Genomic DNA, 16245 nt, shown 5'->3' with positions numbered 1-16245 from the left:
GCGAAAATCTTTCAGATTTGGCCCGAAACTTTTCGATGTGAGCTCGAGACAGAATTTTAAGACGCATAATCAACACATTGACGGCGAGCTTCAGTTGTGAGATCAAAACCTCAAAAGGTGAGCTTATTTTTTTGCTTTTAAAATCATTGAACCACATCTACCACAATAACCGAAATATTGTCGCTGCCGCCGCCATCCAGTGCCAGTTGCACCAAGCGATCCGATATGGTTTCGATCGGCATTTCCGACATGGCACGTTGCAACATCCCGAAAGTAGCGTATTTCGTCAATCCATCCGAGCACAACAAAAATCGGTCTCCGGGTTGCAGTGCGCCACGAAATTTATCGAGTTCCAGTTCTCCTCCAACTCCAACCGCCCGGGTAATGGCGTTGGACTGTGGATGATGTTCGGCTTCGTCCCATGTCATCTGACCGGCCAGAACCAACTCGGCCACAAAGGAGTGGTCGGATGTCAGCATCTGAATTTCACCATCGCGCATCAGGTAAATCCGACTGTCGCCTGCCCACAAACCGACAAAATGCCCGTTGGCCATCATCAGAACAACCACTGTTGCCCCAATTGTCTGCCCACCGCGCTTCGAGGCTTCTTTTTGGATTGCCTCATGGGCCAGGCGCAGGATGTCACGAAGAGCATGCAGCTTGTCGGATGGCGTCAGACCCGAAGGAATTGCGGCCACCATATCCGCAATCAGACGGCTGGCGTAATCGCCGGCAGCGTGGCCTCCCATGCCGTCCGAAACAAGCCAGATACCTTCATCCGGAAGCGCCAGAATCGAATCTTCGTTTACCTTTCGTCTCAGGCCGACATGCGTGCGTGCGTTGTAACGTACCCTGGAAAAAGTCATGTAGGTGGTGCCTCGGCCCAGATTTCGGCATGAAGATTGAACAAGCCTTGCATCTTTGGTCCGGACGGTAAACCTTCGCAGACCATCAGACGGGAACCGCCCTGAACGACTGTGCTCCAAATGCTCGGATTGCGAAAAGAATCCGACATTAGTCCCGAAGCTAGATCGGGCAAGCAACCATTTTGCCCGTTTTCCTGTCTCAGGATGATACAGTTGCCGGTTTTTTGTATGTTCGCGTTCTGTTGAGAGGATGGAACGGCTATTTCAGACAGGGCCTTGTCTAACCGATCACGAGACATGTCATCATCCAGCGCGTCCAATGCAACCCTCTCTAGGGCCTCGAATACACCGATATTGTTGAAATGGTCCAGAAAAGCACTGCTGCCGGAAACTACTGGAGCGGCGAGTGTCAGCGGAAAGCGGCGGCCCACCCGATCGACTGACGGCATCAGAACGCCCAGGACCTTTTGTGGACCAGCAAGTCCCGGTGACAGGCAGAACCGCCAGATCGGCGCGGACATGTAAAGCTCATTCCATCTTCCGGAATTCAACTCGGACCCCTGCAACAGACAGCGTTGCAACCATTCATCCCATTCGGCCACAAAAGACTGGGAAAGGCTGAGGCGAAAAAAGTCGCCAGCCGACGGCATCTTACCGAATGCTCCGAACCTCTGCCGCTGCATCAAAACGACTTGGGACAGCTGAATTTGGCAAGCGCTGGCAACGCAAAGGGATTGATCACCGATCCCGATTGTAGCTGGAAGATAGCGATCCGGCCTCCGACATTGAAAATGACTTTCTTGCGGTCGGATACGTTGGTTCGTCGCACTTCGGCCGCATCCAACAGTCGAAACCACGCCCAGGGTCCATCACGGCTTAGTACGCTTTCGATGTTTTTCTTTTGCGGATCGAAACTGACCCGCGCAAGCCCAACAGGCCCCGGCCATGCCACGGCTAACGGTGATGGCAGCCCGCCGCGATGACGGAACTCCAGGGTTTGGCCGTCAATTTCCAAAGTCACACCTTTTGCCTTGGGATCGAGCGCTTCGGGCATGATCTGGAAGTTAATTGCCGGTTGCGGACCGTTTGCAAAGAACGCATCGCGGATTTCCGCTGCGTATTGCAGTTGTTGCAACACCGCCTGACTTATCCCGAGATCGGTCTGGTTCACGCCAGTTTTCCATGTCCAAGGCCGCGTGCGCATATCAACGTGCTTGATCAGGTTGTCGTTCATGAAGGCGTCGATCATCCCACCAGGCCCAAACAACTTGGCAAAATCGCCAATCGCAACGTCCGCACGCGCCCGACGGTCGAACGGGTAGCGGTTTTCCAGAACCTGCTCGCAAAACGGCAAAACATTAGCCTGCCACCGAGCATTGATCGATGCACGCGTGCTGTCCGTCGTGATGCCAGATGAGCCGTTGACAATCTGCGTAGCCCAACGTTCCATTGGCCCAGGAACACGCGCCGCTTCTTGCATGAAACGCTGCATGGCCTGCCCGCTTTCCGCTCCTGACACGCCGCTGAACGACATTTTGTTGAGGTCCTGGTACACGTCTGTCAACGAGCCCATCAGCATATCAAGTTGCGAAGGTTGCGCCTCGGGCCGTGCCGTCAACTGATGCAACCAGTCAAACCGGTCCTGAACATAGGTGCCGGGCGGCGCTATGGGTTGAGCCCCCTGCCCGGTCGCCGTTTTTGCCAGCGCCTCGAGCAAGATCTGGGTTTGCACCGAGGTATTGGCTTGCAGCTCAATTCCAGCCACGGTGGAGAGTTTGTTGCTGACCTCAGTGTCAGCCAATGCAGAGCGGTCTTCGGTGAGCCGTGTTTCGTCGGAAATCGCCATCAGGATATTCACAATCGGCGAAGTCGGTCCGGACAGGACATTTGTAACCTCGACGGCGTGACTGAGCGATTCCATTGGGATGATATCGATATCGCCCAAAATGGCGTCATACCGTGCAATGTAGTCGTTGTAATACAGGTCAAGAACATCACGGCTGAGAGCTGCAAGTGCGAGTTCCGTCTGTTCTGCTTCGCCACGCGGACCCAATACCCAGCTTTCCCGTTGAACACGCTTTGCGACGCCGACAGCTTCTCCCAAGAATACCCCGTTGAAGCCTTGATAGGTAAATATACCTTCGATCCCGGAGTTGAGCGGCTTTCCGGAACTGCGGACCAGAACACGTGTGACGGCAGGGCCGCCAACCTCGGTAAGCCGCCATTCTGGCAAAGCGGTTGAAGCAGGGCTGGCTATAATCCCATTATAAACCCTCTGGGCCAGCGGCATCTCGGACAGGATACCCTGAATCTGCTCTACCATTGGGCCGTTCAACGCAATTTCCTGCATGGGCTGACCAAGCAATGCGTCCAAATGGTCGTTCAAATCGGCTCGCAGTTGGTCGCGCGATGGCCCAGGATAGGAGACCGTCCAGTCGATATTCATCCACTCGCGAACTAGGTCCTTGTTCATCGGGCCTTGCAGCCCAAGCATCAGATAGACCTTGAGCGCTTCATAGAGGACATCCGGGTTGTTGATATTGGCTGCCATCTGCTCTTCCAGCCGCAACAGCAACCTTGGCAAATAGCGCCGGTTCAGCGCGGCGCGATAAGTTTGTGCAGCCTGCGTGCCGATCACCTCACCCTGATACAGACCGTATGTCAGGCGGCGTTCGGGGTCGGGGTCATCAAGCACGGGATTGGCAGGCATGTCGCGAAGGTTGTTGAGCGCCTGCACTACGGGCACAAGATCGGTATCCCCGACCGGGCTGGGAGGAAGTGTTGCCGCGGCGGCCTGATAGGCGCCGACACTGTCCCGTGCCTCTGCTATCAGGTCGGCGTTGCCCAGATAGCTACGCACCAGCAAGGCACCAACACCGATTGCCGCCAAAATCGTGGCCGCGATAGAACCCCATTTGACGATTCTGTAACGGCGTTCAACCTTGTCGTCGGCAGATACCAGACCCGCCTCGCGAAAGATCACCGCTTCGAACAACCGGGTCAGGAAATAGGATCGTCCCGTCCCCTGTCCTGAACCGATGGCTTGCCGTCCGATACCAAACGTACGAGCCATGCCGAGCATCAGGCGGTCGATCGGTGTACCTTCCTGTGTACCCGATGTGAAGTACACCCCTCGCAACATATGGCGATGCTGGTATCGGCTTTCCTGGAAGACTTCGCTCAGAAAATCGCGGGCAACCTTGCGAACAGAGGCAACCTGAACCGGGAACCCGGCGACAAGCGCGCGGCGCTGGGGATCGGTCTCGGTCTGCATCCTCTCCAAGGACTGCGCATTTAGTTGCCCCAAGAGACCTGCAAACTCCTCATCAAACGCCGCAACCGGGGATTGTTCACCTTTGACCTTGTCCAGAGGCAGTGTGAAACCCCAGACCTGCTCGCGCTCTTCCTTGCCCAAATTGTCGAAGAATTCGGCGAAGCCCGCGATCAGATCAGCCTTGGTGAAAAGGACATAAACCGGGAAACGGACACCCAACGTCTCGCGCAATTCCTCTAGTCGACGTCGAACCGCCTTGGCATGTTCTTTTTGCGTCATCTCGTCCTGTAGTGACAGGTCGCTCAGGCTGATAGCGATCATCGCGCCGTTGATTGGCTGTCGCTTCCGGTACTTCTTGAGCAATCCAAGAAAACCGACCCAAGCCGCGTTGTCGACTTCGGCATCGCTTTCCTGGGTCGTATAGCGGCCGGCGGTGTCGATAAGGACCGCGTCTTCGGTGAACCACCAGTCACAGTTACGGGTTCCGCCCACGCCTCCGATTGCAGATTTACCCATTTCCCTGGCCAAAGGAAAACTCAGGCCGGAATTCACGATGGCAGTGGTTTTGCCTGCGCCCGGCGGCCCTATCATCACATACCAGGGCAATTCATTCAGATGTCTGCGCCCGTTCTTGGATTTGCGCAATTGGGACATCGCCGTCTTCAGCTTTGAGCGCAGTTCTGCGATTTCGGAGCCGATCATGTCGCCGGTTTCATCCACCGTTTCGACGATTTCCTCGGTCATCTTTTTTTCGCGACGGCGTCGAACGAAGAAAATGATCAACATTATCACAAAAAAGAAGCCGAAGATCGCGCCACCCCAGATCAAGCGGCCGCTCAAGCTGTCAAACGGGCGCCATTCGCCCCAACCAATCAAAGGGCCAAAATAGATCAGGCAACTTGCCAGCACGACCGCGACAAGCAGCAGGATGGTATAGATCGAACGGAACAGCGGCAGGATAAGTCGGTTGATAAGCATCAGTTCTGCTCCTGGACCAGCAAGACTTCGATTCTGCGGTTGGCCGCACGTCCTTCGCGGGTCGAGTTGTCTGCAATCGGCTCATTGTCTGCACGGCCTTCGGCACTAAGTCTTGATGGGTCGTTCAAGGCGTCAGCCATCTGCTCCATAACGGACTTGGCCCTTGCCAATGACAAATGCATGTTGGAGGGAAACCGTGAGGATCGGATTGGGACATTGTCTGAATGTCCCGCCACGATGACCGGCCCCGGTTCGTCGTTTAGCGCTTGAGCGACCCGATTGACGGGATCTACAAACGAATCCTGCAGCTGATCCGACCCTGACCCGAACATTCCCGACCCGGTGATCCTGATAACCAGTGTGTTGCCTGCTTCGAAGACTTTGACGATGCCCTCTTCAATTTCGGGCTGAAGGAACTGCGCCACTTTTTCAACTTTTGCTTGCTCAGGTGGTGGCGGTGGAGGGGGAGGTGCGCGGCGTTGCAACTCGGCCACCGGTCCTGAATCTATCACCGAAAGTTGGCCCATCAGGTTTTCAGTCTTGGAAGACAGGGCATACGAAAGACCGGCAAATTCTAACACCAGCAAGACCGCGGTGACCCCCACCGCAATCCAGACGGGCTTCCATGCGCTGAGCGCGCGATATGGTTTGTCCGCACCTTCCCAATGCGGCGACAAATCGTATTCGAGCGGTCCTCGCTGGGCGCGGATAAGCCGAGCCAAACCTTGCCGGATCTGCAGATGTCTGTCGCTTCCCCCCTGCTCTACGCGAAGCCGCCCCTCGAACCCGAGGGACAGGCACATATAGACAAATTCCAGAAGTTCGATATTGGAGCCGGGCTCTTTCTCGAGGCGCGCCAGCAGGTCGTAGAAGCGATCACCGCCCACCGTTTCGCGGTGGAAGGTTCCAACAAGCGATTGCGTGGCCCAACTGGATTGCTCACCCCAAGGCGTGTTCAGGACCACATCATCCAGTGTCGCGCAGATCGCATACCGCGCTACCTTCACCGTCTGCGCCGCAATTCCGGCCTGAAGCGCCGCATTTTCAAAGGTGCGGACTTCGGACACCACGCTTTGTCGAAGTTTGTCCGGGTCCATGTGCTGTGCCCGGTTTCGTATGCGACTGATCAATGAAAACAAAGGTGTAGCACAAGCATTCAAGCGATTCATACCGGTCATGACGACAGGCTCCGCCGTAGGTGCGGATTGCTGCTGCTTAGTCCGCGACTGGGGAACGCCATATGCGCCGACGCCACCCGCGCCCGCCGTAGGTGCAGACGCCGGTTCAAGCGGTGGTGTTCCATACCCAGAAGGATCGCTGGCCTGAGGGGCTGCAGGCTGTTGCGAAGCGCTATGCACCGGGCGACGCCCGCCGGGGTTCGGGCGGATCACTGTTTTGTCGGTGTCGTTCGGTTCTGCGAACGGATCGTCATCTGACATTAAGTTACACCTGTTCTTTTCGAGCCTTGCTAGCCAGTCTGACCTAGCCGGAACACTCTATCAAATTAAAACAACGCGAACCCGGCTCATCGGCTCAGTGGTTGCGAATGGCCCAAAGCTCCATTGTCAGCCCCGGATACTGGCCTGAAACATGCACCGCGATGCCGCCTGATGTGGTCATCTTGCTCCAATACGGGCTGGCAGCATCCAGTTCGAAATAAACGACGCCGGAATGATACGGGATTTGCCGAGGCGCGACAGGCAAAGGTCTGAGCGTAATGCCGGGCAAGGCCGAGTTCACAAGCTGGCGGATTTCTTCGACCGGACCTGTCTTGGCCTGACCGGCAAAGTGACGGCGCACATCTTCTGCAGGAATATCGGCGCTAACGGCAAGAACGAAACCTGCATTGCCGATCAATTTCCGGTCGGCGATGACACCAACACTTATACCATACTTCCGGGGTTCCAATGGGATCGAAATCGCGGTCTGTTCAAGAACGGAACTGAGATATTGCCGCAACATGCGGATCACCGGCGCGAACGTACCTGTCAGTTTGTCGTGCTGATAGGGACTGAATTGCGGTGCCTCCTTTTCAGAGCTCATGAAGGTTGCCAATTCACCCGCCAACGACGCACAAAGGCGAAAGGCCGTTTCAGGATGAACGTTTTCGATATTTGAAAAATGGCGAACTACCGGTAGCGCTCGGTTGATCGTCATCAGCAAAAGAAAATCTGAGATCTCTGCCGCACCCTTGGCGGGACCGCCCTCGGACAAGCGACCGGCAAGCGCTTGCATCCTGTGGGCAAGCATGCCCTCCAATTCATTCAGAAAACCGCTGAGTGCCGGGGCAGCCCGCACATCCAGACAGCTTGGTATGAAACCCCTATCAAGAATGATCTCACGATCCGGGCGCACCTCGATAATGCGGGCAATCGGAATGGCCAGACGATCCGCCAGATCATCGACTTCCAGCGCGAACTGTAAACGAAGCGTTCCCACACCGATCGTCACTGGCTTTTTTTGCTGGCTCATCACATCGGTGATTTCATGCTCGGTCGGACGCAGGCGGCTTGCCGATTGTTCCGCACCTGACAGGTCAACCTCGGATGCACCTTGACGGCGTTGCGGAACGGTCAGGTAAACCACGCAGTCCTTTATTGTTTCGGGAACTTCCAGCGCGGGCGGGTGGGTATCGGATTGCGGCATCCGGAAAACTGTCCCGTCCTGCGTCAGGCCTGAGCAGGACTTCAGCGCAATCTGACCAACTTTCAGGACCTCGTCATCAAGTTCCAGAGAACTGACGCCCCAGGCATAAGGCGTGATCCGTCGGGCCAACCCCGCGACCAGCGCCTCGGTGTACCGGTCCGCCTGCTGGAAATGGTGAGGTTGCAAAAACAACCCCTCGGTCCAAAGTACCTTACTGTCCCAGGACAAACCCAGTCCTCCCTCAATTCTCATCGCCGCCAATTTCACATTGCGACGTTACTTCAGTTTTTCCAACTGCTCCTTGTAGGCGCGCGCAAACTCGCGGCTGAACAGGTCGTGGAACTCGTTTTCGGCCTGATCCGAAATTTCTTCAAATATGTTCTCGTAGGCTTCCCAATAGCGCGCTTTCTTTCCCTTAAAGAGACTGCCAAGCGCACCAGAGCTTTCGATCTTGCCCGCAACTTCATCGGGGCTGAGTTTGGCCAGGACACCCTTGAGGGCGGCCTCCATCCCCGTGACCATCGCGACTTCGTGCGCCTTGATATCGTTCAAAGCTTGTTCAGTCGCCTCTTCCGAGCCCAGATAACCACGCGCGCGCGGCTTGATCATCGCTTCGATGGCCTGCTCGGGGCTGATCGAGAATTTCAACGGATTGTTACCGCCTGCGCTTATCATGGTCTGATCAATGCGGAATTCGCTTTTGATCGAAGTGCGGGTCATCAGAATTTCCCGCAGACCGGTGATCATCGCCCGCAGAACACGCCCCATCCGCCCCATTGTGGCAGGAAGATCGGCATCATCGATCCGTAAGTCCTCGATCTCCAACGCTTCCAAAAAGGCGCGTGCCGAGGAATGATCGCCTGGCTGTTCAGATCTCTGCGGCGGAGGTGGCGCAACCGTTCCTTGCGAAGATTCCACAGCCGGGGTCGGTCGTGGCGTTGGCCCCGAAGTCCTTTCAGGTGATGGGGGTTCCTTGAATGGATCACTTGACGGTGCCTGCGCCGAACCCGAAGGCGACAGTAAATCTTCTTCCCAGTCCTCCGGGATGAAATTTGCACTGGCCGTCGGAGAGGAAAACGCATCCTGCGCCGATGGGTTGTGCGCCGCATCGCTTGCGCCTTGACCGGCATGTGGATCTTCTGGCTTGCCAAAGAACGGGTCATCATCGTCCAACGGTGGTAGCAGTTCATCCATCGGATCATTGCGTTCAAGCTGCGAATGGCCTTTTGGCGCATCCCCCGAGCCCAAGAGATCATCCAGAAAATCACCCTCGGGTCCCGCATCATCGAGTAGAGCCAAAGGATCGGGCGCATTTTGCGCCTGTCCGTGGCTCACATTGCCCTGATCCATCGGTGCAGGAATGGCATCTTCGAGCGATCCCTTTTCGGCACCTATCTCGACTACCATTTCATAGTTCCCGGCGATCAGCACATCGCCATTGTTCAACGGCGTCGGCGTACGCCCCAGCGGAAGCTTGGAGTAGTTCAAGAAAGTTCCGTTCGTACTCAGATCGACAACTACAACGTTACCGTTGTGATCTTCGACCACGAAATGGTTCTTGGAAAGCATCCTGTCCGGGTCCGGCAAAACCAAATCGTTTGTTTCGGCACGCCCAACGGTCAAAGACCCGCCTCGCATCGCGACCGGGCGACCATCACCGGGTACGGTTCCGGTCGACTGAAACTTAAGCGTGACAAACATGCTTTGAGATCAACCTCCTACCAAAACTGTAAATTCACCTTTTACGATCATGCCGCCACACGCGACATTATCCATGACGCGTGCTGCAGGCAGTTTTCCGATAAGCACAGTGGCGGAACCTTTGATGATCGGATGGGGCGCAGCCGGTGTTGCCAGATCGGTCAGCCGTGCTGCCGGCAATTTCCCCACCAAAACCGTTGTCATGCAGGGTGGGAGGATCGGCATCGGTGCAGGAACCGGTGACGGCGGTGCCGGTGGCGGTGCCAGAAGCACACAAGGATGCAGATCTGTCACTCTGGCTTGCGGGAAACCCATGATCAGCCCTCCTTTGCCCCTATTTTACCGTTTCCGCCCTTGGCGATATTGACTGCGCGGTCGATAAGCAACTGCAGATACGACTCAAAATCGTCTTTGTGGTGTTCCAGCGCCACGAGGTTCATCGCAAAGGTCAGAACCTCACCCGCACCCGGAGGGGCCGCATGTTCCGCCAACTCGCCTGGCCCCAAGGTTCCATCGGCATAAACCACAGCTTGCGCGCATTTGACCGTTTCATCGTCCAATTCGGCGGTATCCACCGCAAGCGCAGCTTTTGCGCGGTTTTCAGGGGAAGGGCGAAACACCCACTCTTCCGCTGCGGCAAGTGACGGCGTATTGTGGTCGGGCGCCGGGCCGATAACGTCGCGTGCCGCCAGACAGGCCCACCAAATTCGTTCGCGCGGTGGCAAAATAACGGACATCAGCCTCAGAATATCGACCGGGGCGTTTTTTTCTTCCAACTCAGCCAAGACAACATCCGGCATCGAACTAGCCGGCGCCGAAAGTTTGGTGGCCAGCTTTGCATTTGCGCCAGCCAAAGCTCGCGCAGCCGGTTGCTGTGGCACCTTAGTCATGTTTTGCCATTTTGCGGTCATGATCAAAGTCCTCAGTTGATCATCGTGAGACCACCTTTGAGGGTCAGCATCCCGCTGCCGTCGACGGTGGTCATCGGGCTTTTCACGTCAGTTTTTGCCGTGCCTTCCACTGTGATCATCATGCCCTTCACCGTAACACCGGTTTGGTCGAGTTTCACCGACGATGAGCCAACTTTCAACTCGATCGACTGCGCGGCAGTCATCGTGATCTTGCCAGCACTGGCATCGACCGTGATATTCCCCAAACTCACCGTGGTGCTCTTGTCGCCCTGTTTGATCGTCTCGGAATGATCGCCGGTGACTGTGCGAGTCGACTGTCCTTCGATTGTCTCTGTCTGGTCGGTCTTGATCGTAACGGTCTGGCTACCGGTACTGATGTCAAAGGTCTGGTCACCCTTTTCTATCGTAAAGGTATGGTTGCCTTCTTTGATAGTCTCTGTGACGTGATTGAAAACTGTCTGGGTAAGATCGCCCGCGTCTTTTTTCTCCATGCCAATGGTGATCGTTGCGTTGTTCTTGATGATCTGTTCATAGTCTTTTTCTGACTGAAAACGGACCAGTTCGGCGTCTTTCTTGTCTTCAAACATCAACTCGTTGAAACCGTCTCCGCCCTTTGACGAGTTGGTCTTGATACCCGATTGTGTCGCGTTTGCCGGGTAGTCGTAGGGCGTCGGCGTTTCGGCATTGTAAAGCATTCCTGTACAGATTGGCCGGTCCGGGTCGCCCTCTTCGAACTGGATCACGACTTCCTGCCCGATACGCGGCACATGCACCATTCCCCAGTTCTTTCCCGACCACGGAGTTACCACACGAACCCAACAGGTGGTGTTCTCGTTTTTTTTCCCATCGCGGTCCCAATGAAACTGAACTTTGATCCGTCCATGTTCGTCGGTGTAGATTTCCTCCCCCGAAGGTCCGGTCACGATCGCAGTATGCAGCCCGCTGATCTGGGGCCAAGGCGTCACCAGCGGGGTTCGAAAGGGTTCGGCTTTCGGAATCGCATGAAAATCGTTGGAATACAATTCCTTGGCGTCCTTTGGGAAAGGAAAAGCGTCTTTTTCAATATCCTTGCGCTCGGCGTCGGCAGTGTAGTTTCCAGGTGCCTGCATGTAATGCGCGGCGCTGATGACAAGATAGTCGGTGGCTGTATCCTTGATCTTGAGGTTATCGGTATTTTCAATTTGAAATGTTCCACCCACCGCCATAGTCCGCACGGTTGAAGCCCCCTTCCATTTAGCAAATCTTGCGGCTTCGGCCTCCATGCGAATGCGCGCGCGCGATGTGCCCAGGCTTGTGTCGCGCCGATAATGACCGGGATAGTCGTAGTTCTCCTTAGTTTTGAAGCTATGTATGCCTTTGGCAATGTTGCTCGCAACTGTCAGGTCTGCGGTGGGCGTTTCCATATCGAAATCCCTCAACGTCACAGCCCCACTCGTGATGTGCTGATTGCTGGTCATCTCGAATACATGATCACCCCGGCGCGCGGAACTTGCATCGCGGTCGAAGAATTCCGGGCTTGGTGTTTCGGGAAGGGCGGAATGCGCACCCGAGCCATCGGCAAAAACCAGCGTCTCGCCGACTCCATCGGAATCAGCATGGTCGAAGAAGTAATAGATCCCCTCCTCTTCCATCAAACGGCAGATGAAATCGTAATCCGTTTCCCGGTATTGAACACAGTATTCCCGCTCGCCATAGGTTTCCGACGTCGAATTGCGGGTGCGCGATATTCCGTGATCATTTAGAATTTCGTCGATGATGGCAGGCGCGGTCATGTTCTGGAAGATCTTGGAGTTCCTGCGGCGCGTAAGAAGCCAAAGCTTCGGCCTGAGCTCCAGATCGATCAAAACGCCTCCGCTTGAGATGTCTACGACCTTGGCACCAACGACCATGCCGCTGAACAATCTTTCATTGCCTACACTAGTCTCGAGGTGAATAGTCATAAACTTGCCGAGAAACTCTTCGAGTTTGACGTCGAATTTGGCCCAGACAACCTCTATTCGGGTTTCGGTCAGCTGGCTCATGCCATCCGTGACAACGGCACGGCGAATTTCGCAATCCTCCTGGGCGAAATCCCCGGTGACCCACAGCAGTTTTTCATCGCGGGTATTGGCCATCTCATCTCCTTTCCCGGAAAGCCGGCAAGGGTCTCCGGGTCATCACGGTTCTACAGGTCTTCCAAAAGTGCCGCCAGTTCGGCGTCAATATCATCACTATCACCATCATCTGCCGCATCGTCCGAGAACCCTGCCAGGAGGTCATCGAGATCGCCTAGAGGATCGTCATCTGGCGGTACTTCATCCTGATCCTGAGGAACTATCTCCTGCGGCGCGGGCGCCGCCGGTTTTGGCGGCGACGGGTCCGAAAGCGGCATACCTGACCACGGCCCCAGGATTTCCCGCCCGGCCACCGAGTTAAATGAACCAAGCCGGATTTCGTCACGGCCCTTGATCGACACAATCGGCATGTATCCACGCGCGATGGTATGTTCATGTTTCGGCAACGTCAGATTGCGTTCAGTGCATGGAAGTGCAACCTGATCTCCGTACCGGTCATTGACGAAATGATATGGCATTCCGCCGAGAGTCATGACCTGCCCCAGACCCATAGACGGACCGTTTTGTTTGAACGAACGCGCCAGAAGGATCAAAACCAACACCGCCGGGTTTGCCCAGAGCATTCCTTTAAGCCCCTCGGACATGGTGAATTCTTCGAAATCGAACTCGTAGATAGGTTCGGACTTCGCACCATATGGCCGCCGCAGCAAAAAGCGCGGCGATGCGAGACCCAGATGACCTGCCTCTGGCATTGCACGCAAAGTGTCCCAGGCTTGCGCCACCAGTGGATGGCGATCCTTGGCATCCACATCAAGATATCCCGGCGTCATGGCACCAAAGAACGGGGCATCCACATGGGCTGCCACGCGCGCTATGCGGGCCAGGATTTCTGCGTGAGGCGGAGTTTCTTCGAAAGTGTATAGGCCAATCAGGGCCGAAAATCCGCCACGGCCATTTTCTTCGTCCAATGGGTCCTCGGTCAGAAGACGCACAAAACCGGTTTTTGACAGATCATCTTCGGCGGCGAGGTCTGCCGCGATTTCATCGGCAGAAACGTCGTACAGCATGACTTCGAGCGTATCATCGGTTTCAACGCTGCGGGCAATCAGGTCCAACGACCGCCACTGTGCTTCGAGGGACTGGAATTCAGGATGGTGCAGCACCAAGCGCATAGCCGCACTCAGAGCTTCATCCACCGCTTTCTGCATTGCGGCCGCATCTGGGTCAGGCAGTTTTCTGATATGTGGGCCGACGATCCGGGCCAACAGTTCATCCAACGGCGAAGCCTGGGCCAATTGGCCAGATATGTCGCCAATCAGTTCTTGAAAATCGCTCAGCTTCCGGTCTGCACGGACCGTGTTGCCGCTCGAACTTTTTCGGGGCGGCACAACCTCCTGACCGAACTGCTCACCCCAAGTGATCAACTGACGCGAAGCGTGTTCTGCCGTCGCTCCGGATGACAACTGTCGTTTCAGGTTCGCCAAACCCTCGAACAACTCAACCTTTTCGAACAATTCATCGGGGTGCAGGTCGTCAAGTTCGTTCAGCCGAACTTCAATCCCGGCCCCATCCTTGCCGATCGGTAATACGAGGCTGGTGGCAAATCCTGCTATCACATCCTCGACCGTATCCGGATCCAGCAGGATCGGTTTGCGATTGGCAAGGGTATCCCCGGTTTCTAAAGTACCGCGTGCCGAGCGGCCCGAAAAATCACCAAAAAGCGCGATGCGAAAGCGCCTACGGTTCAGTTTCCCCGTGTCCGGACGTTCTGCATTCAACACACCAAAAGTGAACTCTGGATCAGAACTCATTAGCACGGCTTGGTTGGCGGTATCTGGCTGAGCATCCGATGCCTCGACATCCATCTCGCCAAGCAGGTCATCCAGATCCGAAACCCTAACATCACCCTCGTCGATCTCGGCAAGCACGTCATCAATATCCACAGGTTCGTCGTTTTCCAAAGCCGATAACAAAGCATCAAGATCGTCGTCTGCGGAACCTGATAGCGCATCGTATTCTTCGTCGAATACCGGTGGCAACTCACCCGGATCATCGAATTCGCCCAGAGTGTCTTCTTCATCCGAGATATCTATATCAGACAACAGGTCGCTCGAGTCCAGATCGTCGCCCTCGCCAACTTCACGGACCTCCAGTTCGTTCAGCAAAGCATCTTCATCGGCAGGGTCTGGTGGTGTGTCTGCTGCTTCGACCACTTCGCCCAGATCGGTCAAATCGTCCAGAAGACTATCCAGATCAGAGTCGACTTCCGAACCATCATGTTGATCAAATTCTACCAAAGTGTTTTCGTGGTCTTCGGGATCAGCTAGGCCTGTTTCGTGGTTCGGTTCGTTATCGCCTGGGTCATTGAGCAGATCGTCAAGTTCAGACTGCGCTTCCCTGGCCGTATTTTCGTTTTCATCGATCGCCAGATCACGCAACAGATCATCCACCAATGCATCTGTTTCAATGGATTGATCGGCATCGAACGGATCATACAACAAGTCCTCGCGATCGGAAGCACCTTTCATATCCGATTGTTCGGGTATGAGGTTCAAGTCGTCTGACCTATCGCCAAGTGCCTCTTCCGCAGTCTCTTCAACCGGAGTTTCAGGCTCATCCAAAACATCTTCCAAATTTGGGTTTTCCATCAATTCTTGCGTCGACGGTGATTCAACCAGATCTGCCAGAAGACCTTCCAGGTCATCAGTAGGATCAGGATCGTGTTTGGACTCGGATAAGGAAGACAGCGTGTCGTCAGATTTTTCTTCGTCTACTGAGTTTGGTTCCAGCTCCGATAGTGACGTGAAAATATCGTCGCTTCCATCATTTGGGATCTCTTCAATTTCAGATATTGAAGACAAGACATCTGCAACGGATGTTTCTGGGTCTTCCTGTTCGGGATCATCGCTCAAGAGGTCTTCAAGAATGCCCTCGTAGCTGTCTTCTTCTTGCTCGTCTCCGGCTGTGGAAAGGGCCGCCAAGGCTTCCGCGGCTGACGTATCCCCGATTTCATCCTCTGGTGTAGACTTGGACAGATCCCCCAGTATGTCAGTAAGATCATTGTCATCTATTCGAGAATCAAATTCAGGCACCGACGACAGGACATCCGCTACAGCCGTGTTCTCGTCTGCCAACTCTGGTGTGTCGCTCGCCAAGTCATCGAGAATATCATCAAACGTTTCTGTATCGGGCGCCTCTTCAAGCGCCGGCAAGGAAGACAGGGCTTTGGCCGCCGACGTATCCTCGACATCCATTTCCGCTTCGCCTATCGCCAACCCGCTCAGAATGTCACCTGCATCATTGCCATCGCCAGAACTGGCAACCTCAGGCAAGGAGTACAGGGCATTTTCTACAGTCGAGTCTTCGGGATCAGTTTCGGACGGTTCCGTCGCCAGACCGGACAAAACGGAATCAAATCCAGCATCGTCGGGAATGTCTTCTATTTCGGGAATTGACGATAGAACATCGGCGACCGTGGTATCGTGTTCTTCTACCGCGGGTCTCATACCGGCCAAGCCGGTAAGTACATCGGCAGTATCATCGGCTTCGGAAAACTCATCCGCATTCGACAGGGAGGCAAGGGTTTCAGCGACGGAAGTATCATTGTCTTCGACGTCAGAAGGTTCGGTCGCCAATCCTGCCAGAACCGCGGCAGATTCATTTTGGGCTTCAGGTTCATTAATTTCGGGCAGCGAGGACAGCACATCGGCTACGGATGTATCTTGTTTTCCTTCGATCGGGGCAGATGCCACGAGGTTTCCCAATACCTCGACGGTATCGTCTTCCTCTACCTTCTCTTCAACCGCGGCCAGAGA

Annotated in this window: 10 protein-coding genes; all 10 read right to left on the bottom strand. The window is 55.1% G+C overall.

The window, feature by feature from the left end; genetic code table 11:
- Nucleotides 1-143 precede the first annotated feature (143 nt).
- The 10 genes from AC2FMY_RS07130 to AC2FMY_RS07085 all read right to left on the bottom strand — a co-directional run bounded on the left by AC2FMY_RS07130 (nt 144) and on the right by AC2FMY_RS07085 (nt 15684).
- Complete coding sequence (locus tag AC2FMY_RS07130; RefSeq protein WP_496745272.1) at nt 144-866, bottom strand: PP2C family protein-serine/threonine phosphatase; 723 nt, start codon at nt 864-866, stop codon at nt 144-146.
- On the bottom strand, nt 863-1549 hold the full coding sequence (gene tagF, locus AC2FMY_RS07125) for a type VI secretion system-associated protein TagF (protein ID WP_480750793.1): 687 nt from the start codon (nt 1547-1549) through the stop codon (nt 863-865). The genes AC2FMY_RS07130 and tagF overlap by 4 nt, the downstream gene beginning before the upstream one ends.
- On the bottom strand, nt 1549-5118 hold the full coding sequence (tssM, locus tag AC2FMY_RS07120; protein ID WP_496745270.1) for a type VI secretion system membrane subunit TssM: 3570 nt from the start codon (nt 5116-5118) through the stop codon (nt 1549-1551). Before tssM ends, tagF begins: the two co-directional genes overlap by 1 nt.
- Nucleotides 5118-6557, bottom strand: a complete 1440-nt coding sequence (gene tssL, locus AC2FMY_RS07115) for a type VI secretion system protein TssL, long form (RefSeq protein WP_496745269.1) — start codon at nt 6555-6557, stop codon at nt 5118-5120. The genes tssM and tssL overlap by 1 nt, the downstream gene beginning before the upstream one ends.
- A 94-nt stretch (nt 6558-6651) precedes the next feature.
- Nucleotides 6652-7992: a type VI secretion system baseplate subunit TssK gene (gene tssK / locus AC2FMY_RS07110; protein ID WP_496745267.1), complete on the bottom strand. Its 1341-nt coding sequence runs from the start codon at nt 7990-7992 to the stop codon at nt 6652-6654.
- A 48-nt stretch (nt 7993-8040) separates the two neighbouring features.
- On the bottom strand, nt 8041-9465 hold the full coding sequence (tagH, locus tag AC2FMY_RS07105) for a type VI secretion system-associated FHA domain protein TagH (RefSeq protein ID WP_496745265.1): 1425 nt from the start codon (nt 9463-9465) through the stop codon (nt 8041-8043).
- A 9-nt stretch (nt 9466-9474) separates the two neighbouring features.
- Nucleotides 9475-9690 (bottom strand): PAAR domain-containing protein, encoded by a 216-nt coding sequence (locus tag AC2FMY_RS07100; RefSeq protein ID WP_496807202.1) that lies wholly within the window; start codon nt 9688-9690, stop codon nt 9475-9477.
- Nucleotides 9691-9782: 92 nt separating this feature from the next.
- Complete coding sequence (locus AC2FMY_RS07095) at nt 9783-10355, bottom strand: DUF6931 family protein (protein WP_496807172.1); 573 nt, start codon at nt 10353-10355, stop codon at nt 9783-9785.
- Between the two features lie 32 nt (nt 10356-10387).
- Nucleotides 10388-12490, bottom strand: a complete 2103-nt coding sequence (locus AC2FMY_RS07090) for a type VI secretion system Vgr family protein (protein ID WP_496807171.1) — start codon at nt 12488-12490, stop codon at nt 10388-10390.
- 50 nt (nt 12491-12540) lie between these two features.
- Nucleotides 12541-15684 (bottom strand): type VI secretion system contractile sheath domain-containing protein, encoded by a 3144-nt coding sequence (locus AC2FMY_RS07085; RefSeq protein WP_496745282.1) that lies wholly within the window; start codon nt 15682-15684, stop codon nt 12541-12543.
- Nucleotides 15685-16245: the final 561 nt, after the last annotated feature.

Source organism: Ruegeria sp. YKSE079 (assembly GCF_059612845.1).
Note: the sequence above shows the minus strand (reverse complement) of the source record. Positions and strands in the feature narration are given on the sequence as shown.